This window comes from Streptomyces flavofungini (assembly GCF_014650815.1).
Taxonomy (GTDB): Bacteria; Actinomycetota; Actinomycetes; order Streptomycetales; family Streptomycetaceae; genus Streptomyces; species Streptomyces flavofungini.
In genome coordinates this window covers 20,575-46,287 of sequence record NZ_BMVR01000024.1, presented here as the reverse complement: position 1 = coordinate 46,287, position 25,713 = coordinate 20,575, and the positions used below count along the sequence as shown (strand labels likewise).

Annotated in this window: 20 protein-coding genes and 1 pseudogene; 15 read left to right on the top strand and 6 right to left on the bottom strand. The window is 71.9% G+C overall.

From position 1 onward, the window contains the following. Positions 1–60: 60 nt before the first annotated feature. On the top strand, positions 61–639 hold the full coding sequence (locus IE274_RS37440; protein ID WP_229910076.1) for an MFS transporter: 579 nt from the start codon (positions 61–63) through the stop codon (positions 637–639). A gap of 90 nt (positions 640–729) precedes the next feature. Beyond that, complete coding sequence (locus tag IE274_RS37435; protein WP_190120408.1) at positions 730–1,458, top strand: class I SAM-dependent methyltransferase; 729 nt, start codon at positions 730–732, stop codon at positions 1,456–1,458. Positions 1,459–1,547: 89 nt separating this feature from the next. Here IE274_RS37435 and IE274_RS37430 read toward each other — a convergent pair whose 3' ends face one another. Both IE274_RS37430 and IE274_RS37425 read right to left on the bottom strand, forming a co-directional pair. After that, a complete protein-coding gene (locus IE274_RS37430; protein WP_190120407.1) occupies positions 1,548–2,486 on the bottom strand; it encodes a phosphotransferase in 939 nt (312 codons plus the stop codon). Between the two features lie 74 nt (positions 2,487–2,560). Beyond that, complete coding sequence (locus tag IE274_RS37425) at positions 2,561–3,580, bottom strand: LacI family DNA-binding transcriptional regulator (protein WP_229910075.1); 1,020 nt, start codon at positions 3,578–3,580, stop codon at positions 2,561–2,563. Between the two features lie 440 nt (positions 3,581–4,020). Between IE274_RS37425 and IE274_RS37420 the strand changes: the two genes are divergently transcribed. The 5 genes from IE274_RS37420 to IE274_RS37400 all read left to right on the top strand — a co-directional run bounded on the left by IE274_RS37420 (position 4,021) and on the right by IE274_RS37400 (position 11,895). After that, positions 4,021–5,259, top strand: a complete 1,239-nt coding sequence (locus IE274_RS37420; protein ID WP_190120438.1) for an extracellular solute-binding protein — start codon at positions 4,021–4,023, stop codon at positions 5,257–5,259. A gap of 40 nt (positions 5,260–5,299) precedes the next feature. Next, positions 5,300–6,286, top strand: coding sequence for a carbohydrate ABC transporter permease (locus IE274_RS37415; protein WP_190120405.1), 987 nt, complete (start codon positions 5,300–5,302; stop codon positions 6,284–6,286). Positions 6,287–6,417: 131 nt separating this feature from the next. Next, the gene (locus tag IE274_RS37410; RefSeq protein ID WP_162501271.1) at positions 6,418–7,239 is read left to right on the top strand and encodes a carbohydrate ABC transporter permease; all 822 of its coding nucleotides are present in this window, start codon (positions 6,418–6,420) and stop codon (positions 7,237–7,239) included. A gap of 78 nt (positions 7,240–7,317) precedes the next feature. Next, a complete protein-coding gene (locus IE274_RS37405) occupies positions 7,318–8,595 on the top strand; it encodes a glycoside hydrolase 5 family protein (protein ID WP_190120404.1) in 1,278 nt (425 codons plus the stop codon). Positions 8,596–8,880: 285 nt separating this feature from the next. Further along, positions 8,881–11,895 (top strand): alpha-mannosidase, encoded by a 3,015-nt coding sequence (locus IE274_RS37400; RefSeq protein ID WP_190120403.1) that lies wholly within the window; start codon positions 8,881–8,883, stop codon positions 11,893–11,895. 5 nt (positions 11,896–11,900) lie between these two features. Here the strand turns inward: IE274_RS37400 and IE274_RS37395 are convergent, their stop codons facing one another. From IE274_RS37395 to IE274_RS37385, 3 genes and pseudogenes are all read right to left on the bottom strand, one after another. Further along, positions 11,901–14,297 (bottom strand): ATP-binding cassette domain-containing protein, encoded by a 2,397-nt coding sequence (locus IE274_RS37395; protein WP_190120402.1) that lies wholly within the window; start codon positions 14,295–14,297, stop codon positions 11,901–11,903. A 154-nt stretch (positions 14,298–14,451) separates the two neighbouring features. Further along, positions 14,452–14,916: a helix-turn-helix domain-containing protein gene (locus tag IE274_RS37390; RefSeq protein ID WP_229910074.1), complete on the bottom strand. Its 465-nt coding sequence runs from the start codon at positions 14,914–14,916 to the stop codon at positions 14,452–14,454. 175 nt (positions 14,917–15,091) lie between these two features. After that, positions 15,092–15,829, bottom strand: a pseudogene (locus tag IE274_RS37385) (FadR/GntR family transcriptional regulator); the annotation flags it as partial. 231 nt (positions 15,830–16,060) lie between these two features. Between IE274_RS37385 and IE274_RS37380 the strand changes: the two are divergent. Genes IE274_RS37380 through IE274_RS37345 form a run of 8 tightly spaced genes read left to right on the top strand, consistent with a single transcriptional unit; the run spans position 16,061 to position 24,213 of the window. After that, complete coding sequence (locus tag IE274_RS37380) at positions 16,061–17,143, top strand: sugar ABC transporter substrate-binding protein (RefSeq protein ID WP_190120401.1); 1,083 nt, start codon at positions 16,061–16,063, stop codon at positions 17,141–17,143. Beyond that, complete coding sequence (locus IE274_RS37375; RefSeq protein WP_229910073.1) at positions 17,140–18,771, top strand: sugar ABC transporter ATP-binding protein; 1,632 nt, start codon at positions 17,140–17,142, stop codon at positions 18,769–18,771. Before IE274_RS37380 ends, IE274_RS37375 begins: the two co-directional genes overlap by 4 nt. Further along, positions 18,764–19,807 carry an ABC transporter permease gene (locus IE274_RS37370; RefSeq protein ID WP_372447281.1) on the top strand — a complete coding sequence of 348 codons (1,044 nt, stop codon included), beginning with the start codon at positions 18,764–18,766 and terminating at the stop codon, positions 19,805–19,807. The genes IE274_RS37375 and IE274_RS37370 overlap by 8 nt, the downstream gene beginning before the upstream one ends. 48 nt (positions 19,808–19,855) lie before the next feature. After that, positions 19,856–21,259 carry an L-fuconate dehydratase gene (locus IE274_RS37365; protein ID WP_229910072.1) on the top strand — a complete coding sequence of 468 codons (1,404 nt, stop codon included), beginning with the start codon at positions 19,856–19,858 and terminating at the stop codon, positions 21,257–21,259. Beyond that, entirely contained in the window at positions 21,256–22,011 is a 756-nt protein-coding gene (locus IE274_RS37360) for an SDR family NAD(P)-dependent oxidoreductase (RefSeq protein ID WP_190120400.1), read from the top strand. Before IE274_RS37365 ends, IE274_RS37360 begins: the two co-directional genes overlap by 4 nt. Next, entirely contained in the window at positions 22,008–23,036 is a 1,029-nt protein-coding gene (locus IE274_RS37355; RefSeq protein ID WP_190120399.1) for an aldo/keto reductase, read from the top strand. Before IE274_RS37360 ends, IE274_RS37355 begins: the two co-directional genes overlap by 4 nt. Beyond that, positions 23,033–23,347, top strand: coding sequence for an L-rhamnose mutarotase (locus tag IE274_RS37350; RefSeq protein WP_190120398.1), 315 nt, complete (start codon positions 23,033–23,035; stop codon positions 23,345–23,347). The genes IE274_RS37355 and IE274_RS37350 overlap by 4 nt, the downstream gene beginning before the upstream one ends. Continuing rightward, complete coding sequence (locus tag IE274_RS37345; protein ID WP_190120397.1) at positions 23,332–24,213, top strand: amidohydrolase family protein; 882 nt, start codon at positions 23,332–23,334, stop codon at positions 24,211–24,213. The genes IE274_RS37350 and IE274_RS37345 overlap by 16 nt, the downstream gene beginning before the upstream one ends. 34 nt (positions 24,214–24,247) lie before the next feature. Here the strand turns inward: IE274_RS37345 and IE274_RS37340 are convergent, their stop codons facing one another. Further along, positions 24,248–25,690 carry a lipase maturation factor family protein gene (locus tag IE274_RS37340; protein ID WP_190120396.1) on the bottom strand — a complete coding sequence of 481 codons (1,443 nt, stop codon included), beginning with the start codon at positions 25,688–25,690 and terminating at the stop codon, positions 24,248–24,250. Positions 25,691–25,713: the final 23 nt, after the last annotated feature.

Genomic DNA, 25,713 nt, shown 5'->3' with positions numbered 1-25,713 from the left:
TGCCGTTTGTGTCGATTCGGGTGCCCACGGCCCGACTTGACTCCGGACGCGAATCCATCATTGGGTAAGGCTCGCCTTGTTGCGTGCGCGGTCCTCGTCTCGGCGACAAGCGGCTGGGGCACACGGGCTGCCCGCCCGGGCTGCCTGCTCCTTGCCGCCGCGTTCACCGGCGGCCTCGCGACCATCGGGTTCGGGCTCAGCGGCCAGGTGGCAGTCGCCGTCGTGATGCTCGCGATCGGCGGCGCGGCGGGCACGGTCTACGAGATCCTGGAGTACGCCCTCGTCCAGCACAGCACCCCCGACCGGCTGCGCGGGCGTGTCGTCGGCGTCATCACCACCCAGGGCACCACGGGCGATGTGGTCGGCGACGCGGAAGTCGCCGTGGTGGCACGGTGGTTCAGCCCGGCGGGCGCGGCGGTGGTCAACGGCGCGGTGTGCGCTGGGGCGGCGGTGCTGGTGGCGGTGTGCGTGCCTGGGCTGCGGCGGGCGTGGCTGCTCGTACCGGGAGTTCCCGAGCCGGGAGTTCCCGTACCGGCCGCTCCCGAGCAGGACGCTCCCGTACCGGAAGTCCCCGTACCAGCAGTTCTCGAAGCGGCTGCGCCCGGCCATGACGGGCCCGCCACGGAGCCGCGCCCCTGAACCGGGATCGCCGGCGGGCGACCTACCCCGGACGGGAGCCGCCGGAAAACCCTTCGGCCGCGCCCGTCACCCCCGGATACCTTCTCCCGCATGACAGCCGACCACTTCCAGGACCCCCGCCTGGCCGCGCTCTACGACCCGCTCGACCCCGACCGCGGCGACCTCGGCCCGTACCTGCGCCTCGCGGCGGAGTTCGGGGCGCGGCAGGTCCTGGACATCGGCTGCGGCACCGGCGTGTTCGCGCTGCTCCTCGCCGAGCGGGGCATCGACGTCGTCGGCGTCGATCCGGCCGGGGCCTCCCTCGACGTGGCCAGGGCCAAGGCGGGCGGCGAGCGGGTGCGGTGGATCCACGGCGACGCGACGGCGCTGCCGCCGCTGCGGGCCGACCTCGCGACGATGACGGCGAACGTCGCCCAGGCGATCGCCGATCCGGGGGAGTGGCGGGCGACCCTGAAGGGAGCCCGCGCGGCGCTGCGTCCGGGCGGGCACCTCGTGTTCGAGACCCGCGTTCCGGCGCGGCGCGCCTGGGCGGAGTGGCACCGCGAGGCCTCGTACAGCGTGACGGACGTGCCCGGCGTCGGCGCGGTCGAGAGCTGGTTCGACCTGATCGAGGTCGACGGGCCGCTCGTGACGTTCCGGGGGAGCTGTGTGCTCGCCGACGGGCAGGTCCTGACGGCGGACTCGACGCTGCGGTTCCGCGAGCGGGAGGAGGTCGAGGCGGACCTGGTCGCCGAGGGCTACGTGGTGGTGGACGTACGGGACGCACCCGACCGGCCGGGCCGGGAGTTCGTGTTCCTCGCGCGCAGGCCCGCGACATGAGCCAGGCCGCCCGCGCCCGTCCAGAAATCGGGCCCTCGCCTGGAACCGGGCCCTCGCCTGGAACCGGGCCCCGCACCTGAACCGGGCCCTCACGTGAACGGCCGCACCACCCACCGCCGGACCACCTCGGCCGCCGCGTCCGCGACCTCGTGCCCCTCCGGCCGTGTCACCAGGTCGCTGAGGGCGAACAGGTCGAGGACCCGGCCCAGGTACTCCCAGTCCGCGTCGAGGGGATGGACGCGCTCTCCCGTACGAAACCCTTCGCGGAAGCCGTCGAGGAACCCGTCGGGGTAGGCGTCCCCGAAGCGCAGCATGTTCGCCGCGTCCCCGTACGGACAGCCGGAGTAGGCGAACTCCCAGTCCAGGACGGCGTCGACGCGCCAGCCGGGACCCGCGCGGGACACCAGGATGTTCTTGGGGTTGAAGTCGGCGTGCACGAGGCACGCCAGGTGGTCCACGCGCTCCAGGGCGGGCGCGTGGGTCTCGCACAGCTTCACCCAGGCCCGCCGCACGGCCGGGTCGAGCCGGCCCGCGGGCGCGGCGGCCACGCACGCCTCGGCGACCTCCGGCAACTGCCGGGACCACGGCTGCTCGTCCTGTCCGACGGCGAGCCGGCCGTCCGTGAAGAAGCCGGTCCTGTCGAACGTCACGGTCCCGACGCGGGCGGCGACACGGCCGACCTCGGTGCCGAGTGCGATGAGGGAGTTCCGGTCGACCCCGCCGCCGCCGAGGACGTGACTGAGCGGTGTGCCCGGTACGTACTCCAGGACCATCGCGGCGCGGGCCTCGTCCGGCTCCACCACGGCGGGCAGCACGAACAGCACCTCGGGCACCGGGACCTGCGGGCGGGCCGCCGCCATGACCGCGGCCTCCACGGCGGGGGCGGGCCCGCCGAGCCGGGCCACCACGGGGCCGTCGGCGAGCGTGAGCAGCGCCGTCTCGTGGGAGAACCCGCCCGCGAGGGGCCGGGCCCCGAGCACGGGGCGCCCCAGCGCCGCACCGATCCGCTCCGTCTCACGCTGCTCCATGGCCCCAGTCTGGCCGACCCCACCGACACCACCGACACCACCGACAACCCCGCCGACGGCGGCCACCGTGAGCCTCACATGTCCCGCACCGCCCCCGTGCTCTCCCGCTCGATCAGCCGGGGCAGCGGCACCTGCACCGTCTCCGAAGGCCCGTCGTCCAGGAGCCCGAGGAGTTCCCGTGCCGCCGTCCGCCCGAAGGACACCGTGTCGCGGGACAGGGCGGTGAGCCACGGGTGCACCATCCGGCACAGCGCCGAGTCCTCCCAGGCCACCACGGACACGTCGTCCGGTACGCCGAAGCCGAGGGAGGCCGCCGCGGCCACCCCGGCGACGGCCATCACGTCGTTGTCGTACACGAGAGCCGTCGGCGGTGTCTCCGAGCTCAGGACGCGGCGGGTGACCGCCGCACCCTCGGAGTCCGAGTAGTCCGTGGTCACCGACCGCACCTCGGTCAGGCCGCGGCGGTCGGCCTCCGCCCGCAGGGTGCGGATGCGGCGCTCGGTGTGCGCGAGGCCGGGCAGCCCGGCGATGTGCACGACGCGGCGGTGGCCGAGGGTGTGCAGATGGCCGACGACGGACGCCATCGCGCCCGCGTCGTCGGCCCAGACGGTGGAAAGACCCGGGGGCGGCCCGCTCTCGGGATCGGGCACTCCGCCGGTGACGACCGCCGGAATGCCCAGTTCCGAGAGCAGCCCCGGCCGGGGGTCGTCGGTGCGCGGGTCCACGACGAGGACGCCGTCGACGCGGTGCTCGGCCCACCACCGCCGGTACACCGCGCACTCCGCGTCGACGTCCTCCACGACCTGGAACAGCAGGCCGAGCTGGCGCTCGGCCAGGACCTCCTGGACGCCGGAGATCAACTGCAGGAAGAACGAGTCGACGCCGAGCGTGGCCGCGGGCCGCGCCACCACCAGGCCGACCGTCGCCGCGCCCTCGCCCGACAGGGCGCGCGCCGCGGTGCTCGGGCGCCAGCCCAGTTGCTCGGCGACCCTGCGCACCCGGTCGCGGGTGATGTCGGAGACTCCGGGACGGTCGTTGAGCGCGAAGGAGACGGCGCTCTCGGAGACCCCGGCGCGCCGTGCGATGTCCTTCATGGTCGGCCGGCGTGCCGGTGACCGCTTGCCTTGCACGCGTTGCCCCTTTCCGCCTGCGGCGCCGCGCAGGGTCCCGGCCGCGGTACGCGCAGGTCTTGCCGGGTACGCACGGCGGCTCGACCTCGTACGTACTAATGCGCTTGAGCCGGGTCAGCCTAAAGCGCATTAGCTATTCCTGGCAAGGGATTCAACAAACGCCTCTGAACAGGGAGTTCGTACCCGCGAACAGGATCCGAAGAAGCAAATCGGCACCAATCCATTGACTTTTTACTTCCGCGCCATGCAGGGTCTGCCTCGGCACGATTCGCCGCGGCCGGCGCCGCGGGACGAGGTCGTGTCCGCCCACGCCGGGCCGAGCAAAGGAGCCGTTCACCGTGCGTCATTCCCGGATATCCAGAAGCCCCCGCAGGGCGGTCGCCGCCGCCGCGCTCGCCGCCGTCATGCTGCCGCTGAGCGCGTGCGGCGGCGGTGACGAGGGCGGCTCGTCCGACGCCTCCGGCAAGGTCGAGGGCGAGATCACCTTCCAGACCTGGAACCTGAAGGCCAACTTCAAGTCGTACTTCGAGGGTCTGATCGACGACTTCGAGAAGAAGTACCCGGACGCGAAGGTGAAGTGGGTCGACCAGCCCGGCGAGGGCTACGCCGACAAGATCAGCGCCGACGCCGCCGGTGGCACCCTGCCCGACGTCGTGAACGTCTCGCCCGACCTGGTGGCCCCGCTCGCGAAGGCCGGTATCGCCCTGGACCTGGACAAGTCGGCGGGCAAGTACGAGAAGGAGTACCTGCCGGGCGCCTGGAAGAGCCACCAGGTGCCGGGCCTCGAGGGGACGTACGCCTTCCCCTGGTACCTGAACACCGGGCCGCTGTTCTACAACAAGCGCCTGTTCAAGGACGCGGGCCTGGACGCGGACAAGCCGCCGAAGACCTACGACGAGCTGTTCGCCGACGCCGAGGAGCTGGCCGACAAGAGCAAGGGCAAGGTCGCCACCCTCGCCAACGTGCCCACGGTCGAGGACTTCGGCCGCTACGGCGTGCCCCTGATGAACAAGGAGGGCACCGGCTTCACCTTCAACGACAAGAAGGGCGTCGAACTCCTCACCAAGTACAAGAAGTTGTACGACGTCAAGGCTCTGGACGGGCAGGCGCTCACGGCCACGCCGGAGTCGACCGGCAAGAAGTTCCTCACCGAGGCCGTCGCCATGAACCCGGGCAGCGCCCTGGACCTGGAGAAGTTCAAGAAGGACGCGCCCCGGCTCTACCAGAACATCGGGATCACGCCGCAGATCAGCAGCACCGGCAAGGACAACATGTACGTGATGGGCGTGATGGTGAACACCCGCACCAAGCGGACGCCCGCCGCCGTCGCCTTCGCGCACTTCGTCACCGACGCGCAGCGCCAGATGTCCTTCGCCAAGAAGGTCGCCATCTTCCCCAGCACCAAGGGCTCCCTGGACGACCCGTACTTCACCAAGGCGGACGGCTCCGACGTGGCCCGGGTGCGGATCGCCGCCGCCAAGTCCCTGAAGACGGCCGTGAACTACACGCCCGTGCTGTTCAGCGAGCAGATGAAGATCGAGCTGCGCAACGCCGTCGCCCGCGCGCTGCAGGGCAAGCAGAGCCCCAAGGAAGCGCTTGACAACGCTGTCAAGGCCTGTGACCGGCTGCTGAAGCAGAGCTGAGTCCGGTGCCGAGCCACCCCATCACCAGGGAACGTACGCCATGAAGAGTCCAGCAGCAGCCGCGGCGCGCACCGCGGGGCGGGCCGCCGAGGGCCCGGCGCCGCAGAAGTCCGGGACCGGCCCGCGGGCGGCCGCCGGGCGGCGCCCCGCCCGCCGCATCCGCCGCCAACTCGTCACCAGCCCCTGGCTGTTCGCCGCCCCCGGCCTCGTGATCGTCGGCGTCTTCATCCTCTATCCGTTCGTCAGCACCATCATCAACTCCTTCACGGACAAACGGCAGTTGGTCGAGGGCAAGTACGTCGGGCTCGCGAACTTCCGCGAGCTGCTGCACGACGACATGTTCTGGATCGGCCTGCGCAACAGCACGCTGTACGTCCTGGTGGTGGTGCCCGCGCTCGTCGTGCTTCCGCTGCTGCTCGCCCTGCTCGTGCAGAAGCAGATCCCCGGCATCACGTTCTTCCGGTCGGCCTTCTACACCCCGGTGGTCGCCTCCATCGTCGTGGTCGGCCTGATCTGGGTGTGGATGCTCGACGAACGCGGCCTGGTGAACGCCGTCCTGGAGGCCGTCGGAGCGGGGAAGGTCGGCTTCCTCAGCGACCAGTGGCTGCTGCTGTTCTCCGCCATGGGCGTCACGGTCTGGAAGGGCCTCGGCTACTACATGATCATTTATCTAGCGGCGCTCGCCAACGTGCCCCGCGAACTGCACGAGGCCGCCGCCGTGGACGGGGCCGGACCGGTGCGCCGCTTCCTCTCCGTCACCGTCCCGGCCGTCCGCTCCACCATGGTCCTGGTCGCCGCCCTGTCCTCCGTGGCCGCCTTCAAGGTGTTCTCCGAGGTCTATCTGATGGCGGGACCGACCGGCGGCCCCGCGGGTGAGGACACCACCCTCGTCATGCTGGTCCAGCGCACCGGCACCGGCCTCACCGGCCGCGTCGGCTACGCCTCCGCGATCTCCGTGGTCATCTTCGTCGTCACCGTCGCGCTGATGCTGCTCGTGCTGCGCGCGGACCGGAAGGAGGACGCGTGATGCGTACGCAGCCGACGGACGATGCCGCATCCGCCGCGGTCGCGGCGCGGGAAGAGACGCCCCGCAAGAGCCGGACGAAGCCCGCCGCGCGCTCGCGCCGCGGCCGGGTCGCCGACGAGAACGGCCGCCGCATGCCGCTGTGGGAGCTGGCCCTGCGCTACACCCTGCTCCTCGTCATGCTCGCCCTGATGATCGGGCCGTTCCTCTGGCAGCTCTCGACCTCCCTGAAGGGCCCGCACGAGAACATCTTCAGCTCCCCGCCGAGCTTCCTGCCCTCCGACCCGACCCTGCACAACTACGAACGCGTCGCCGACACCATCCCCGTCTGGGACTACGCCCTCAACTCCCTGAAGGTCGCCGCGGCCAACGTCTTCACCAACTGCGTGGGCGCCGCCCTCGCCGGCTACGCCCTGGCCCGGCTGCGCTACCGCGGCCGCAAGGCCGCGACCCTCGTGTTCATCCTCGCGATGCTGGTGCCCGTCGAAGGCATCATCATCGCCCAGTTCACGACCATGCGGGACCTCGAACTCAACAACACCCTCATCGGCGTCCTGCTGCCCGGCTGCATCTCCGCGCTCAACGTCCTGCTGATGCGCAACGCCTTCCTCAACCTGCCCTACGAGGTCGAGGAGGCCGCCTTCGTCGACGGCGCGAACGTCTGGCAGCGGTTCTTCCGCATCGCCCTGCCCGCCGTGAAGGGCACCCTCGCGGTCGTCGCCATCTTCGCCTTCATGGGCGCCTGGGACGACTTCCTGTGGCCCCTCATCGTGCTCAGCGACCCCGACAAGTTCACGCTCACCATCGGCCTCAACTACCTGCACGGCACCTTCGCCAACGACGAACGCCTCGTCGCCGCGGGCACCGTGATCGCCGTGCTGCCGTTGATCGTGCTCTTCGCCTGCCTCCAGCGGTACTTCTTCCGCGGCGTCGGAGAGGGCGCGGTCAAGGGCTGACCCGCGCAGCCCCGCCCGCCGCCCCGCCCCGCCGCAGTGCCGCCCGCACCGCCCCCGCTCCCAGAACCAGGATCCGCATTGAGCTCTGACGACCTGCCCGGCGCGGCACCCGCCGCCGCGCCCCGCTTCGGCGCCAACTACACCCCCAGCCAAGGGTGGTTCCACCACTGGCTCGACTTCGACCTCGACGCCGTACGCCGCGACCTCGACGCCGTCGCCGCCCTCGGGCTCGACCACGTCCGGGTGTTCCCGATCTGGCCGTACTTCCAGCCCAACCGCACCCTCATCCGGCCGCGCGCCGTCGAGCAGCTCGTCGCCCTCGCCGACGCCGCCGCCGAGCGGGGGCTCGACGTCAACGTCGACGGGCTGCAGGGTCATCTGTCGAGCTTCGACTTCCTGCCCGCCTGGACGCAGACCTGGCACCGGCGCAACCTCTTCACCGACCCGGACGTGCTCTCCGGCCAGCGCGACTACCTGCGCACCCTCGCCGCCGCGCTCGCCGACCGGCCCAACTTCATCGGCATGACCATCGGCAACGAGATCAACCAGTTCGCCGCCGGGCCGCACCCCGACCCCGACCGCATCACCCAGGAACAGGCCGACGCCTGGCTCGCCCAGGTCCTCGCCGCCTGCGAGGAGGGCGCCCCCGGGCGGCTGCACCTGCACGCCGAGTACGACGCCGCCTGGTACCAGGACGACCAGCCCTTCACGCCCGCCCAGGCCGCGCGCCGCGGCGCCGTCACCGCCGTCCACTCCTGGGTCTTCAACGGCACCGCCCAGCGGCACGGGCGCGACGGCGTCGCCACCGGGCAGCATGCCGCGTACATGATCGAGCTGTCCAAGGCGTGGGCCCTCGCGCCGGGGCGGCCGGTGTGGCTCCAGGAGGTCGGCGCGCCCGCGCCGCTCATCCCGGCGGCGGACGCCGCCGCCTTCACCGAGGCCACGGTGACCGCCGCGCTCGACTGCGCCGATGTGTGGGGGGTGACGTGGTGGTGCTCCCACGACGTCTCCCGCTCCCTCGCCGACTTCCCCGAACTCGAGTACAGCCTCGGTCTTCTCACCAACGACGGGCGGGTCAAGCCCGCGGGGGAGTCCCTCGCGCGGCTCGCCAAGGAGTGGCGCGACGGGCGTCCGGCACCCGCCCCCCGGACCACCGCGCTCGTCGTCGACGTCGGCCCCGACTTCTCGCGGCGGTCCGCGTGCGCGCCCGGCGGCGCCGTGTTCGAGGCCTTCGCCCGGCTTGCCGCGGACGGGGTGCGGCCCACGTTCGTCCTCGCGGAGCGGGCGGAGGAGGCGGCGCATCTCGCCGCGCGGGGGATCGGGGAGGTGGTGCGGCCGTCCGAGGTCCTGGGCTGAGGCGGGCCCTGCGGGGCGCCCCGGTCCCGCCCCTTCCCGAACCGGGGGCTGCGCCCCCGGACCCCCGCTGATCGGCGCTCCGCGCCTCGTCCTCAAACTCCCCCAAACTCTTAAGGAGCAGGGGGGACCCCACGACGGGCTGAAGTCAGCCCCTCCGGCGTTTGAGGAGCGGGGTCCGGGGCGGAGCCCCAGTTTCGGGAAAGGGGCGGGACTGGGGAGCTCCCAGCAGGCCCCACCCACCCCACCACCCACACCAGCCACCCCGAACAACACGGAGAACCCCACATGCACGACGACCGTCGTCTCGTCGAGGGCCGCCTCAAGCGCGTCCTCGACGAGCGCATCCGCCCCGCCGTCTACCCCCACTCCGTCCCGCTGGACATCGCCGTCTGGAACGCCCCGGACGAACCGGTCCCCGTGGCCGAAGGCCTGGCAGCCACCCCCGAGCCGACGCGGGCGGGCGCCCGCTGGGGCAAGCCGTGGGGCACGAGCTGGTTCCGGGTGACGGGCACGGTCCCGCAGGAGTGGGCGGGGAAGACGGTCGAGGCCGTACTGGACCTCGGCTTCGACGAGAACATGCCGGGCTTCCAGTGCGAGGGCCTGGTGTACCGCCCCGACGGCACCCCCGTGAAGGGCCTCAACCCGCGCAACCAGTGGGTCCGCGTCGCGACCCCCGCCGAGGGCGGCGAGAAGGTCCACCTGCACATAGAGGCCGCCTCCAACCCGGTGATCCTCGACTACCACCCCTTCCTGCCGACGCAGCTGGGCGACAAGGAGACGGCGGGCAGTGAGCTCCAGTACCGCCTGGAGCGCATGGACCTCGCGGTGTTCGACGAGACGGTGTGGCAGCTCGTCATCGACCTGGAGGTCCTGGGCGAGCTGATGCAGGAGCTGCCGGAGGACTCGGGCCGCCGCTTCGAGATCCTGCGGGCGGTGGACCGGGCCCTGGACGCGGTGGACCTGCAGGACGTGAACGGCTCGGCGGCGGCGGCGCGCGCCGAGCTGGCGGACGTCCTGGCCGCACCGGCGAACGACTCCGCGCACCGCATCAGCGCGGTCGGCCACGCGCACATCGACTCGGCGTGGCTGTGGCCGCTGCGGGAGACGGTGCGGAAGGTCGCGCGGACGACGTCGAACATGACGGCGCTCCTCGAGGACGAGCCGGACTTCGTGTTCGCCATGTCGCAGGCCCAGCAGTGGGCGTGGATCAAGGAGCACCGGCCCGAGGTGTGGGCGAAGGTGAAGAAGGCCGTCGACGAGGGGCGGTTCGTGCCCACCGGTGGCATGTGGGTGGAGTCGGACACGAACATGCCGGGCTCGGAGGCGATGGCCCGGCAGTTCGTGCACGGCAAGCGCTTCTTCCTGGAGGAGTTCGGCGTCGAGAACGACGAGGCGTGGCTGCCGGACACCTTCGGGTTCGCGGCGGGCCTGCCGCAGATCATCAAGGCGGCGGGCGCCAAGTGGCTGCTGACGCAGAAGATCTCGTGGTCGCAGACCAACAAGTTCCCGCACCACACCTTCCAGTGGGAGGGCATCGACGGGACGCGGATCTTCACGCACTTCCCGCCCGTCGACACGTACAACTGCTCCATGAAGGGCAGTGAGATCGCCCACGCGGCACGGAACTTCAAGGACAAGGGCGTCGCCCGGCACTCGCTCGCGCCGACCGGCTGGGGCGACGGCGGCGGTGGCACCACCCGCGAGATGATCGCCAAGGCGGGGCGGCTGCGGAACCTGGAGGGTTCGGCCACCGTCCAGTGGGAGACCCCGGCCGCGTTCTTCGAGAAGGCCGAGGCCGAGTACCCGAACGCGCCGGTCTGGGTCGGCGAGCTGTACCTGGAGCTGCACCGCGCCACCCTCACCAGCCAGGCGGGCACCAAGCAGGGCAACCGCCGCAGCGAGCACCTGCTCCGGGAGGCCGAGCTGTGGGCGGCGACGGCCGCGGTGCGTGCCGGATTCCCGTACCCGTACGAGGAGTTGGACCGGATCTGGAAGACGGTGCTGCTGCACCAGTTCCACGACATCCTGCCCGGTTCGTCGATCGCCTGGGTGCACCGCGAGGCCCGCGCGACGTACGCGGCGGTGGCGGCCGACCTGAACGGCATCATCGCCGCGGCCCAGCGCGCCCTCGCGGGCGAGGGCGACAGCGCCCTCGTGTTCAACTCCGCGCCGCACACCCGCGACGGGGTCCCCGCGGGCGGCGCCGCCCTGCCCGTGGCCGCGGGCCAGTCCGCCATCGCCGCCCGCGCGGATGGCGGGTACGTCCTCGACAACGGCCTGCTGCGCGTCGAGATCGACGCCCGGGGGCTCGTCGTGTCCGCGTACGACATCGAGGCGGAACGTGAGACCGTCGCCCCGGGCCAGGCCGCCAACCTGCCGCAACTGCACGCCGACTTCCCGAACATGTGGGACGCCTGGGATGTCGACGAGTTCTATCGGAACTCCGTGAGCGATCTGACGGATGCTCAGGAGGTGGTGCCCGGCGAGGGTGCCTCGGTCCGTGTCGTGCGTGTCTTCGGCTCGTCCCGCATGACGCAGGTCCTGACCCTCGCGCCCGGTGAGCGGCGCCTGGACATCGACACCGAGGTCGACTGGCACGAGACGGAGAAGTTCCTCAAGCTGGCCTTCCCGCTCGACGTGCACGCCGAGCGGTACTCCTCGGAGACCCAGTTCGGGCACTTCTACCGGCCCACCCACACCAACACCAGCTGGGAGGCCGCCAAGTTCGAGGCCTGCAACCACCGCTTCGTGCACGTCGACGAGCCGGGCTGGGGCGTGGCGCTCGTCAACGACTCGACGTACGGCCACGACGTCACCCGCGCCGTGCGGGACACCGACGCCGGGACGACCACGACGGTGCGGGTTTCGCTGCTGCGGGCGCCCCGGTTCCCCGACCCCGAGACCGACCAGGGCGTGCACCGCTTCCGGCACGCGCTCGCGCCCGGCGCCACCGTCGGCGACGCCGTGCGCGAGGGCTACCGGATCAACCTGCCCGAGCGGACCCTCACCGGCGGCGCGCCCGTCGCCCCGCTGGTCGGCGTCGACAACGACGCCGTCGTGGTCACCGCGGTCAAGCTCGCCGACGACGGCAGCGGCGACGTGGTCGTCCGCTTCCACGAGTCCAGGGGCGGGCGCGCCAAGGCGACCCTGGCCGTGGGCTTCCCCGTCGGCTCGGTCGCGGTGACGGACCTCCTGGAGCGGCCGCTGGCCGGGGCGGCCGCCCCGGAGCTCGCGGACGGCGAAGTGGCCGTGTCACTGCGGGCGTTCGAGCTGGTCACGCTGAGGTTCACGCGCGGCTGAGCGGGTCAGGCGCCCACATAGGCGGCGAGGTGCTCGCCGGTCAGCGTGGAGCGGGCGGCGACGAGATCGGCGGGGGTGCCCTCGAAGACGATCTCGCCGCCGTCGTGGCCCGCGCCCGGGCCCAGGTCGATGATCCAGTCGGCGTGCGCCATGACCGCCTGGTGGTGCTCGACCACGATGACCGACTTGCCGGCGTCGACGAGCCGGTCGAGCAGGCCGAGCAACTGCTCGACGTCGGCGAGGTGCAGGCCGGCGGTCGGCTCGTCGAGGACGTACACGAGCCGGTCGCCGCCCTTTTCGGCCATGTGGGCCGCCAGCTTCAGGCGCTGCCGCTCGCCGCCCGACAGGGTGGTCAGCGGCTGGCCGAGGGTGAGGTAGCCGAGCCCGACGTCGGCGAGGCGGGCGAGGATCTTGTGCGCGGCGGGGGTGTGCGCCTCGCCGGAGCCGAAGAACTCCTCGGCCTCGGTCACCGACATCGCGAGCACCTCGCTGATGTCCCGGCCGCCGAGGTGGTAGTCGAGCACCGATGCCTGGTACCGCTTCCCCTCGCACTCCTCGCACGGGGTGGCGACCCCGGCCATCATCCCCAGGTCGGTGTAGACGACGCCCGCGCCGTTGCACGTGGGGCAGGCGCCCTCCGAGTTGGCGCTGAACAGCGCGGGCTTCACGCCGTTGGCCTTCGCGTACGCCTTGCGGATCGGTTCGAGCAGACCGGTGTACGTCGCCGGGTTGCTGCGCCGCGAGCCGCGGATCGGGGTCTGGTCGATCGACACCACGTCGGCGTCGGCCGGGATCGAGCCGTGCACGAGGGAGCTCTTGCCGGAGCCCGCGACGCCGGTGACGGCGACGAGCACCCCGAGCGGCACGTCGACGTCGACGTCCTTCAGGTTGTGCGCCGTCGCGCCGCGGATCTCCAGCGTGCCGGTCGGCTCGCGCACCGCGTCCTTGACGGCGGCCCGGTCGTCGAAGTGGCGGCCGGTGACGGTGTCGCTCGCCCGCAGTCCCGCGACGGTGCCCTCGAAGCAGACCGTGCCGCCGCCCGTGCCCGCGCCGGGGCCGAGGTCGACGACATGGTCGGCGATGGCGATGACCTCCGGCTTGTGCTCCACGACGAGCACCGTGTTGCCCTTGTTCCGCAGCCGCAGCAGCAGTTCGTTCATCCGCTGGATGTCGTGCGGGTGCAGGCCGATGGTGGGCTCGTCGAAGACGTAGGTGACGTCGGTGAGCGAGGAGCCGAGGTGGCGGATCATCTTGACGCGCTGCGCCTCACCGCCGGACAGCGTGCCCGCAGGCCGGTCCAGCGAGAGGTAGCCGAGCCCGAGTTCCACGAACGAGTCGAGCGTCTGCTGCAGCGCCGTGAGCAGCGGCGCCACCGACGGCTCCGTGAGACCGCGGACCCATGTGGCCAGGTCCCTGATCTCCATCGTGCAGGCGTCGGCGATGCTGATCCGCTTGATCTTCGACGACCTGGCGCCCTCACTGAGCCGCGTGCCGTCGCACTCGGGGCAGACGGTGAAGGTGACCGCCCGCTCCACGAACGCCCGGATGTGCGGCTGCATCGCTTCCTTGTCCTTGGACAGGAACGACTTGTGGATCTTGGGGATCAGGCCCTCGTAGGTGAGGTTGACGCCGTTGACCTTCACCTTGGTCGGCTCTCCGTAGAGGAAGGCCTGCATTTCCTTCTTGGTGAAGCGGCGGATCGGCTTGTCCGGGTCCACGAAGCCGGACTGGGCGTAGACCTGTACGGTCCACTGACTGTCCGACTTCCAGCCGGGAATGGTGAACGCGCCCTCGGCGAGCGACTTCGAGTCGTCGTAGAGCTGGGTGAGGTCGATGTCGGAGACCGCGCCGCGGCCCTCGCAGCGCGTGCACATGCCGCCCGTGCGCTGGAAGGTCGCCTTCTGCGCCTTGGTCTTGTCGCCGCGCTCGACGGTGATCGCGCCGCTCGCCTTCACCGTCGCGGTGTTGAAGGAGTACGCGCTGGGCGGGCCGATGTGCGGCTTGCCCAGGCGGCTGAAGAGGATGCGCAGCATCGCGTTGGCGTCGGTGGCGGTGCCGACCGTGGAGCGCGGGTCGGAGCCCATCCGCTGCTGGTCGACGGTGATCACGGTGGTGAGCCCGTCGAGCACGTCGACCTCGGGCCGCGCGAGGGTCGGCATGAAGCCCTGCACGAAGGCGCTGTACGTCTCGTTGATCAGCCGCTGGGACTCCGCGGCGATGGTGCCGAACACCAGCGAGCTCTTGCCCGAGCCCGAGACGCCGGTGAACACCGTCAGCCTGCGCTTGGGGATCTCGATCGTGACGTCTTTGAGGTTGTTCACGCGGGCGCCGTGCACGCGGATCATGTCGTGGCTGTCGGCTTCGTGCGGCGCGGGCGACCGCCGGTCCGTCTTGGTGGCCATGCTGCTCATGTCTCCATCTGCTGTGCCGTGCTGTGCCGTGCTGTGCCGTGCTGGGCCGGTGGGGACTACCGCTTGCCGGGCCGGTCGGGGCGCGGCGGGTGGCAGCAGGGTTCGCGGAGGGCGCAGGCGCGGACGGCGTCGATGTCCATGCCGGTCACGCTACGGGCGGGGGCGGTGTTTCGCTTCTCGATTCCTGACCGGTCCCGGCCCGGCCGCCGCTGGTCCGACCCGCCCTGATCGGGCGCGTGTGGATCTTGGCGATGCAGGCGGGGACGGCGGCGCCCTCGTCATGGGCGCGGGCCCGGTACGCGGACGGGCTCTCGCCGACCAGCTCCGTGAACCGCGAGCTGAACGACCCCAGCGACGTACAGCCCACCTCGAAGCAGACCTCCGTCACCGACAGGTCGCCGAGCCGCAGCAGGGCCTTGGCCCGCTCGATCCGGCGCGTCATGAGGTAGCTGTACGGCGTCTCGCCGAAGGCGGCGCGGAAGCTGCGGGAGAAGTGGCCCGGCGACATCAGCGCGAAGCGCGCCAGCTCCGGTACGTCGAGCGGCTGTGCGTACTCACGGTCCATCCGGTCGCGGGCGCGGCGCAGCCGGACGAGGTCCTCCAGGTTCACAGGCCCACCTTGCCACAGCGCCGGGCGCCTGCCCCCTGTCGCGCTCGGCTCAACCGCCCCACCTGCATCGGAGGCCTTGCCTCCGCCCCGTTTACCCCGTTTCTTCCGCGTCCCCGGCCGCGTCCCCGGTCCCACCCGCCGCACCTGCCCTGCCTACCTCTCCTGCCCCTCCGTCTGCATGTACATGTCCCCGAAGCCACTCCTCGACCTCTCCCACATGCGCCGCCGCCGCGGCCCGCGCGGCCTCCGGGTCCCGGGCGACCAGTGCCCGGTGGATGCGGGCGTGCTCCCGGCGGGTCCGCTCGAAGGCGCCCTCCTCCTGGTAGCCGCGCCACACGCGGGCCCGGAACGTGCGCGACGAGAGGCCTTCGAGGATCGCGGCCATCGTGTCGTTGCCCGCGGCGAGCGCGATCGTCCGGTGGAAGGCGAGGTCGTGGGAGAGGATCTCCTCGGGGTCGTCGGTGGCGTTCATGGCGGCGAGGTGTTTCTCCACGTCGGCCAGCCGGTCGGGGGAGATGCGGGCGGCGGCGAGCGCGGTCGCGGTGGACTCCAGGACCCGGCGCACTTCGAGCAGCTCGACCAGGCGCGGGCCGCGGGACAGGTCGGCGACCACGCCGAAGGTCTCCAGGAGGTCTCCGGCCTCGAGCTGGGTCACGTAGATGCCCGAGCCGTGCCGTGCCTCCAGGACGCCGAGCACCGTCAGGGCGCGGATGGCCTCCCGCATGGAGCTGCGCGAGATCCCGAGCCGGGTGGCCAAGTCCCGTTCCGTGGGCAGCCGCTGGCCGGGCTCGAGGCGGCCCTCGCCGATCATGGCCTTGATCTGCTCGATGGCCCGCTGTGTCACGGTGCCTTTCTGCGTGGGGGGCACGGCCTGCGCGGTGCCCTCCTGGGCGGGCGCGGTGCCCTTGCGCACGGGCGGGTCGCTCTGGGCGCTCTGGTCCACGGGCCGCTCCTTCACTTGCGGGGTGCCGCGCAGTCTAGCCACAGATGTGGTCGGACCACTATGGCTGGAATTCGGGAAAATTTGGCCTCTAGGGGTGTTGTGGCGAGCAAGTGGTCTGATAAATATTCGCCCAACGGTCACTCGACCCACTTTCCAGTCCGTGATCAGTCCCGCTTGATTCGCTCGATGAGGAGCCGTCAGATGGTCGGCAGTACAGTGCGGAACAGCCCCCGGAGGAAGCGGCGTGCGCAGGGCGTCCGCGTGGGAGCCGCGGCGGCCTGCGCCGCGCTCGCGCTCACCGCCTGCGGCAGTACGAAGGACACCGGGGGATCCGGTGACAAGGCGGGCGGCGAGGGCAAGGTCGGTGTGATCCTGCCGCTGCTCACCTCGCCGTTCTGGCAGTCGTACAACGACTACGTGCCGAAGATGGCGAAGTCCGAGGACGTCGACGCGCTCAAGACCGTCAACTCCAACAGCGACCCCTCGCAGCAGATCACCGACATCAACAACCAGCTCAACCAGGGCGTCAAGGGCCTCGTGGTCGCCCCGCTCGACAGCGCCGCGATCTCCGCGGGCCTCGACCAGGCCGAGCGCAAGGGCGTGCCCGTGGTGGCCGTCGACGTGGCGCCCGAGAAGGGCAAGGTCGCGATGGTCGTGCGCGCGAACAACGTCGCGTACGGACAGAAGGCCTGTGACTACCTGGGCAAGCAGGTCAAGACCGGGAAGGTCGTCCAGATCATGGGCGACCTGGCGTCCGTCAACGGGCGTGAGCGCTCCAAGGCCTTCCGTGACTGCGTCAAGGACAAGTACCCGAAGCTGAAGGTCCTGGAGATTCCGGCCAAGTGGGAGTCGGACACCGCCGCGTCCAAGCTCGACACCCTCCTGAACTCCAACCCGGACATCAAGGGCATCTACATGCAGGCGGGCGGCGTCTACCTCGCGCCCACCCTGCAGACCCTCAAGTCCAAGGGGATGCTGAAGAAGGCGGGCACGAAGGGGCACATCTCGATCGTGTCCAACGACGGCATCTCGCAGGAGTTCGACGCGATCCGCAAGGGCCAGATCGACGCGACCGTCTCGCAGCCCGCCGACGCGTACGCCAAGTACGGCATGTACTACATCAAGGCCGCCATGAACGGGAAGAAGTTCAAGCCCGGCCCCACCGACCACGACTCCACCATCGTGAAGCTGCCCAGCGGCATCCTGGAGGACCAGCTGCCCGCGCCGCTCGTCACCAAGGAGAACGTGGACGACGCCAAGCTCTGGGGCAACGCCGCCAAATGACGAAGTCAGCGATAGAGCCGGTCGCCGCGCACGGGGGCGTCCCCCTCGTCGAGGCGACCGGCATAGCCAAGCGGTACGGACCCACCGTGGCCCTCCAGGACGGCCGCCTCACCGTCCGGCCCGGCGAGTCCCACGCCCTCGTCGGCCGCAACGGCGCGGGCAAGTCCACCCTCGTCACCATCCTCACCGGCCTGCAGGCACCGGACGCCGGCACCGTCACCTTCGACGGCGAGCCCGCACCGCCGCTCGCCGACCGTGACGCCTGGCGCCGCAAGGTCGCCTGCGTCTACCAGCGGCCCACCGTCGTACCGGAACTGACGGTCGCCGAGAACCTGTTCATCAACCGCCAGCCCCAGGGCCGCGGCGGCCTCATCAGCTGGCGGCGCCTCAAGGCCGAGGCCGCCGAGGTCCTGCGCACCTGGGACGTCCACGTCGACCCCGACGCGCGCACCGCCGACCTCAAGGTCGAGGACCGCCAGATGGTCGAGATCGCCCGGGCGCTCAGCTTCGGCGCGCGCTTCATCGTCCTCGACGAGCCCACCGCGCAGCTCGACAACCGCGAGATCGAGCGGCTGTTCACGCGCATGCGGGCGCTCCAGGAATCCGGCGTGACCTTCCTGTTCATCTCGCACCACCTGCAAGAGGTGTACGAGGTGTGCCAGACCGTCACCGTGCTGCGCGACGCCCGCTGGATCACCACCGCCCCCGTCGCCGAACTTCCGCGCGCCGCCCTGGTGGAGGCCATGGCGGGCGAGGCCGTCGCGGAGAGCAAGGACAGCGCCCGGCCCGAGGTCCCCGCCGAGGCCCCCGTCCTGCTCGACGTGCGCGGGCTCACCAGCCCCTCGTACGAGAACGTCGATCTCACCGTGCGCCGGGGCGAGGTCGTCGGGCTCGCCGGATCCAGCGGCAGCGGCAAGATCAACCTCGCGGAGTCCTTCGCGGGCCTGCACACCCCGACCGCGGGCACCGCCCTCCTGGACGGTGAACCCCTCACGTTCGGAGACGTGCCCGCCGCGCTGCGCGCCGGAGTCGGCTGTGTACCGCGCGACCGGCACGGCGAGGGCCTCGTGTACGGCATGTCCATCGGCGACAACGCCACCATGACCGTCCTCGGCAGGCTCGGCCGGTACGGCTTCGTCGGCTCCGACCGCAAGCGCACCTTCGCGGGCGGGCTCATCAAGCGGCTCGACATCCACGCCGAGGGCCCCGACCAGCCCGTGTCCGACCTCTCCGGCGGCAACGCGCAGAAGGTCGTCATGGCACGCGCCCTCGCCTCCGACCCGCGGCTGCTCGTCCTCATCAACCCCACCGCGGGCGTCGACGTGAAGTCCAAGCAGTCCCTGCTCGCCCGCGTCGACCACGCCCGCGACGACGGCACCGCCGTGCTCGTCGTCTCCGACGAACTCGACGACCTGCGCCGCTGCGACCGGGTCCTGGTCCTGTTCCACGGCCGCGTGGTCGCGGAGCACGCGGCGGGCTGGCACGACCACGAGCTGATCGCGTCCATCGAGGGCGTCACGGTCCCCGGCGCCCACAGCGGGGCCGCGGACCGGCCGGGAGACGGCAGCCAAGTCCCCCCACAAGCACCTGGAACAGCACGAACTGAAGGAGTGGAACGTCGTGGCTGACACCAAGGCCCCGTCGGCCTCGCCCACCGCGGAGATCGCCGAAAGCGTCGCCAAGGCCCGCCCACAGGCCCGCGCCATGCTGCTGAACCGGGCCAGGGAACTCGCCCTCGTCCCCGCCCTGCTGCTGCTCATCGTGCTGGGCGCCTTCGTCAACGACTCGTTCCTCACCGAGCGGAACCTCATCTCCATCCTGGGCGCGTCCGCGGCCCTCGCGATGGTGGTCCTCGCCGAGTCGCTGGTACTGATCACCGGCAAGTTCGACCTGTCCCTGGAGTCGGTCGTCGGCATCGCGCCCGCGATCGGCGCGCTGCTGGTGCTGCCCGCCGCCCAGGCCGGGTTCGGCACCGACCTGCCCACGGCCGTAGGCCTGATCGCGATCGTCCTGGTGGGCGCGGTGATCGGCGCGTTCAACGGCGTCCTCGTCGTCAAGCTCAAGCTCAACGCGTTCATCGTCACGCTCGCCATGCTGATCGTGCTGCGCGGCGTCCTCGTCGGCGCCACCGAGGGCAAGACGCTGTTCGGCATGCCCGAGCCGTTCTTCACGCTCGCCACCTCCACGTTCCTGAGCGTGCCGCTCTCGGTGTGGATCGCGGCGGCCGCCTTCGGCATCGCGGGCCTCGTGCTCAAGTACCACCGGGTGGGCCGCGCCCTGTACGCCATCGGCGGCAACCCCGAGGCCGCGCGGGCCGCCGGCATCCGGGTCGACCGGGTCATGCTCGGCGTGTTCGTGGTCGCCGGGAGCCTCGCCGCCGTCGGCGGGCTCATGCAGACCGGCTACGTCGGCGCGATCAACGCCAACCAGGGCACCAACATGATCTTCACGGTGTTCGCGGCGGCGGTCATCGGCGGCATCAGCCTCGACGGCGGCAAGGGCACCATGTTCGGCGCGCTGACCGGCGTCCTGCTGCTCGGCGTCGTACAGAACCTGCTCACGCTCGCCCAGGTGCCGTCCTTCTGGATCCAGGCCATCTACGGCGGAATCATCCTGGTCGCCCTGATGATCGCGCGCGTCACCACGGGCCGCGCCCAGGACTGACGTCCCCGCCCGCCCCTGGCTCCCTGTTCCTTTCCGGAAAGGCCTCCTGTGTCCCCAACTCCCGGCCGCGTCACGGCGGTCGACACCTACGACATCCGCTTCCCGACCTCCCGGGAACTGGACGGGTCCGACGCCATGAACCCGGACCCGGACTACTCGGCGGCCTATGTGGTGCTGCGCACCGACGCCGGGGACGGACTCGAAGGCCACGGCTTCACCTTCACCATCGGGCGCGGCAACGACGTACAGGTCGCCGCCATCGACGCGCTGCGCCACCACGTCGTCGGCCGCTCCCTCGACGAGCTGTGCGGGGACCCGGGCACGCTCAACCGCGACCTCGTCGGCGACAGCCAACTGCGCTGGCTCGGGCCCGAGAAGGGCGTGATGCACATGGCGATCGGCGCCGTCGTCAACGCCGTCTGGGACCTGGCCGCCAAGCGCGCCCGCACCCCGCTGTGGAAGCTCCTCGCCGACGCCGACCCCGAGTGGCTGGTCTCCCAGATCGACTTCCGCTACATCGCCGACGCGCTCAGCCCGGCCGAGGCCCTGGAGCTGCTGCGGGCGGGCCGCACCGGCGCGGATGCCCGCGAGGCCGAGCTGCGCGACCGAGGCTTCCCCGGCTACACCACCTCGCCCGGCTGGCTCGGCTACAGCGACGACAAGCTCACCCGCCTGGCCCGGCAGGCCGTCGCCGACGGCTTCGCCCAGATCAAGCTGAAGGTCGGCGCGGACCTCGACGACGACATCCGCCGCTGCCGCACCGCCCGCGCGGCCATCGGCCCCGACATCCGCATGGCCATCGACGCCAACCAGCGCTGGAACGTCGACGAGGCCGTGCGCTGGACCCGCGCCCTCGCCGAGTTCGACCCGTACTGGGTGGAGGAGCCCACCAGCCCCGACGACGTCCTCGGGCACGCCACGATCCGCGCGGCCGTCGCCCCGGTGAAGGTGGCCACCGGCGAGCACGTGCAGAACCGCATCGTGTTCAAACAGCTCCTGCAGGCGGGCGCCATCGACGTCCTCCAGCTCGACGCGGCCCGCGTCGGCGGCGTCAACGAGAACCTCGCGATCCTGCTGCTCGCCGCCCGGTTCGGGGTGCCGGTGTGCCCGCACGCGGGCGGCGTCGGCCTGTGCGAGCTGGTCCAGCACCTGTCGATGTTCGACTTCGTCGCGCTGTCCGGCACCACGGAGAACCGCGTCATCGAGTACGTCGACCACCTCCACGAACACTTCGTGGACCCCGTCGTGATCCGCGACGGCCACTACACCGCACCCACCGCGCCCGGCTTCTCGGCGACGATGCGTCCCGAGTCCCTCGCGGAATTCACCTACCCCGGCGGCGGCTTCTGGGCCGCCGACCTCGCTCATCAGGCCGAACTCGCGGCCAAGACCGCCACCACGGCCACCACGGCCGACTCGGCAACCGCGGCAAAGAAGGGGGCAGCGGCATGACGGACTTCACCGGCCTCAGGGCTCTGGTCACCGGCGGCGCTTCCGGCATCGGCCGGGCCACGGCGGAACTCCTCGCCGCCCGGGGCGCCCAGGTGGCGGTGCTCGACCTCGACCCGAGCGGCGTGCGGAAACCGCTGCGCGGATACGCGGCCGACGTCACCGACGACACGGCGGTGCGGGGCGCCGTCGCGGCCGCGGTGGCCGACCTCGGCGGACTTGACGTCCTGGTCAACAACGCGGGCATCGGCGCCCAGGGCACCGTCGAGGACAACGACGACGACCGGTGGCACACCGTCCTCGACGTGAACGTCCTCGGCCTGGTCCGCACCACCCGCGCCGCCCTCCCGCACCTGCGGTCGTCCGCGCACGCGGCGATCGTCAACACCTGCTCCATCGCCGCGACCGCGGGCCTGCCGCAGCGCGCCCTGTACTCCGCGTCCAAGGGTGCCGTACTCTCCCTCACCCTCGCCATGGCCGCCGACCACGTACGGGAAGGAGTGCGCGTGAACTGCGTCAACCCCGGCACCGTGGACACCCCGTGGGTCGGCCGCCTCCTCGACGCCGCCGACGACCCGGCGGCCGAGCGCGCCGCCCTGGAGGCCCGCCAGCCCACCGGCCGCCTCGTCTCCGCCGACGAGGTCGCCGGGGCCATCGCCTATCTGGCGAGCCCCCTGTCCGGCGCCACCACCGGCACCGCGCTCGCCGTGGACGGCGGCATGCAGGGCCTGCGGCTGCGGCCGGTGGCCCAGTGAGCGGCATAGGCCAGCGGCCCCTCGGCCGCAGCGCCGTCCGCGTCAGCGAGCTGTCGTACGGCGGCGCGGGCATCGGCAACCTCTACTCGCCCGTCACCGACGAGGACGCGGCCGTCGCGCTCGACTCCGCCTGGGACGCGGGCCTGCGCTACTTCGACACCGCGCCGCACTACGGCCTCGGCCTGTCCGAGCGCAGGATCGGCGCGGCCCTGCGCGGGCGCCCCCGGGACGCGTACACGATCTCCACGAAGGTGGGGCGGATCCTGGAGCCGGTCAGCGGGCCGGTGACCGGCGACGACCTGGCCGACGGCGGCTTCGCCGTGCCCGCCGCGCACCGGCGCCGCTGGGACTTCAGCGCGGACGGCGTGCGCCGCTCGATCGAGGCCAGCCTGGAGCGGCTCGGCCTCGACCGGGTCGACATCGTCTACCTCCACGACCCGGACGACCACGGCGAAGAGGCCTTCCGCGAGGGCTATCCCGCCCTGGAACGGCTGCGCTCCGAGGGCGTCGTGGGCGCCATCGGGGCGGGCATGAACCAGGCCGAGATGCTGACCCGCTTCGTCCGGGACACCGACGTCGACGCCGTGCTGTGCGCGGGCCGCTACACGCTCCTCGACCACCAGGCCCTCGCCGAGCTGCTGCCCGCCGCGAGCGCACGCGGCGCGTCGATCGTCATCGGCGGCGTCTTCAACTCCGGGCTCCTCGCCGACCCGAAGGAGGGAGCGCGCTTCGACTACACCGAGGCGCCCGGCGAACTCCTCGACCGGGCCCGCTCGTTGGCGGCCCTCGCCGTCCGGCACGGCACCACCCTGCGGGCCGCCGCCCTCGCCTTCCCCTTCGGCCACCCGGCGGTGGCGAGCGTCCTGGTCGGCATCCACGCGCCCGGCCAAGTCGCCGATGCCGCCGCGCAGTTCACGGCCGACGTGCCCGCCGGCTTCTGGCAGGAGGCGCGGGCGGAGGGCCTGCTGCCGCCCGAGGTGCCCGTGCCCGGAGAGGGCTTCCCCGGAGAGGCTGACGCCCGATGAGAGTCGCCCTGCACACCAAGGTCCGCGCCGACCGCGTCGAGGAGTACGACGCCGCGCACCGCGAGGTCCCCGCCGAACTGACCACGGCGATCCGCGCCGCGGGCGCCACGTCCTGGACGATCTGGCGCAGCGGCACCGACCTGTTCCACGTCCTGGAGTGCGCGGACTACGCCCGCCTCCTCGCCGAGCTGGAGAAGCTGCCCGTGAACGTGGCCTGGCAGGCGCGCATGGCGGAGCTGCTCGACGTGGTCCACGACTACTCCGACGACGGCGCGGGCGCGGGCCTGCCCGTCGTATGGGAACTGCCGTGACACCGGCGATCGTTGACGCCCACCACCACGTGTGGGACCTCGCCGTGCGCGACCAGGACTGGATCACCGGGCCCGAACTGGCCCCGATCCGGCGGACCTTCACCGTCGACGACCTCGCGCCGCACGCCCGCGCCGCCGGGGTCGTCGCCACCGTCCTCGTGCAGACCGTCACCGTGGCCGAGGAGACCCCCGAGTTCCTGGCGCTCGCGGCGGACAGCGACCTGATCGCCGGGGTCGTCGGCTGGACCGACCTGACCCGGCCCGACGTCGCCGAAGCCCTGGCCGCCCTCGTCGAACTGCCTGGCGGCAAGCACCTGGTGGGCATCCGGCACCAGGTGCAGTCCGACCCCGACCCGCAGTGGCTGCTGCGCGCGGACGTGCGGCGCGGCCTCGCCGCCGTGGCGGACGCGGGCCTCGTGTACGACCTCGTGGTGCGCCCCGACCAACTGCCGCTGTGCGCCGAGGCCGCCGCGCGCCTGCCGCACGTCTCCTTCGTGCTCGACCACCTGGGCAAGCCGCCCATCGCGTCCGGCGCCCTCGAACCCTGGGCGACGTCCCTGCGCGTGCTCGCGTCCCTGCCGAACACCACCGCCAAGCTGTCCGGGCTCGTGACGGAGGCCGACTGGGCGACCTGGACGCCCTCGGACCTGCGCCCGTACACGGACACCGCCCTGGAGGCGTTGGGTCCCGGCCGGCTGATGTTCGGCTCGGACTGGCCGGTGTCGGGCCTCGCGGCCCCGTACGGTCACGTGGTCGACGCGGCACATGAGATGACGGCCGAGCTGAGTGACGCCGAGCGTACGGAGGTCTTCGCCGGCACGGCGCGGCGCGTCTACGGGCTGTCGGATCAGGGGCGGGGCCTGTGAACCTCACGAAGCACGCCGCGGCCGCCCGGCGAGGTCAGACGTCCGGTGACGGGTTCGTGTCGAGTCGCGTCGGCGGAAAGAACTCGCGTACGTAGCGGCGTTCCCAGCATGCGCCCGTCGCGCGCAGCTCCCGCCAGGTCGTGCAGCGGTAGCGGTACAGGCGGGCCCGTACGTAGCGCGGTGGCTGGTCGGGGAAGGGGCAGCGGCGCAGCAGCCGCAGCGTGTCCCGGTCCCCGGCCAGCAGCCGTTCCACCAGCGGCCCGAACCACGATCGCGCGTAGGCGGGCGAGAGCCCCGCGAACCACATCATCCAGTCGAGCCGCAGATGGTACGGCGCGAACTGACGCGGCCAGCGCCGTACGTCCCCGGGCTTGCCCTTGAACTCGTACTCCCGCCACTCCGCATCCGGCCGAGGGTCCGTGTCCGACGTCCCCTCGATCACGACCTCGTGCCGCACCCGGCTGACGCTGCCGAACGCGCCGTAGGCGTTGACCAGATGCAGCGGGTCGAAGGAGTGGTTCATGACCTGCCGCCGGGAGAACAGATTGCGGGCCGGGCGGCAGCTCAGGGCGAGGAGCCCCGCCGTGACGGCGATGACCAGGACCTCGTACCAGAGCGGGGGAGCGCCGAGAGCCGCGGGCGGGGCCGCCGCGTCGCCGAGCAGGCGGTGGCAGTCGACGGCGCTGAGGGCGAGCGCGATCGTCAGCCAGTTGAGCCAGGAGAAGTTGCCGGACAGGACCAGCCAGAGCTGGGTGGCGGCCATCAGGAGGGCCGCGCCCGTCGCGACCGGCTGCGGGGTGAAGAGGAGGAAGGGCACGGCGAGTTGGGTGACGTGGTTGGCCGCCGCCTCGACGCGGTGCAGGCGCCGGGGGAGGCGGTGGAAGAACCAGCTCAGCGGCCCCGGCAGCGGCTGCGTCTCGTGGTGGAAGTACAGACAGGTCAGGGAGCGCCAGCACGGGTCGCCGCGCATCTTGATCAGGCCCGCGCCGAACTCGACCCGGAAGAGCACCCAGCGCAGCAGGAACAGCACAAGGACCGGCGGCCCGACGTCGTCCCCCGCGAGGAACACGGCGAGGAAGCCGACCTCCAGCAGCAGCGACTCCCAGCCGAAGCCGTACCAGGTCTGCCCCACGTTCACGATGGACAGGTACAGCGCCCACGGCACCAGCCACAGCAGCATCGCGCCCCACAGCGGCAGCAGCCCGTCGACGCCCGCGAGCAGCGCCACGGCCACCGCGCAGCCCGTCCAGGCCCACAGCGCGAAGAACCGGTCCGAGTAGTGGAAGTGGAAGACGCTCGGCGCCCGCCGGAACGGCACCGCCGCGACGAACCGGGGCACGGGCAGCATGCCGCGCGCGCCGATGAGCGCGCGGAACTGCAGCGCGGCGCCCAGGAAGGCGACGAGATAGACCGCGGCCAGGACCCGCTGGAACACCAGACGGCTCAGCCAGTAGGAGTCCGCCGTGAACCACTCCACCCCTTCATTGTGACGGGGAGCGA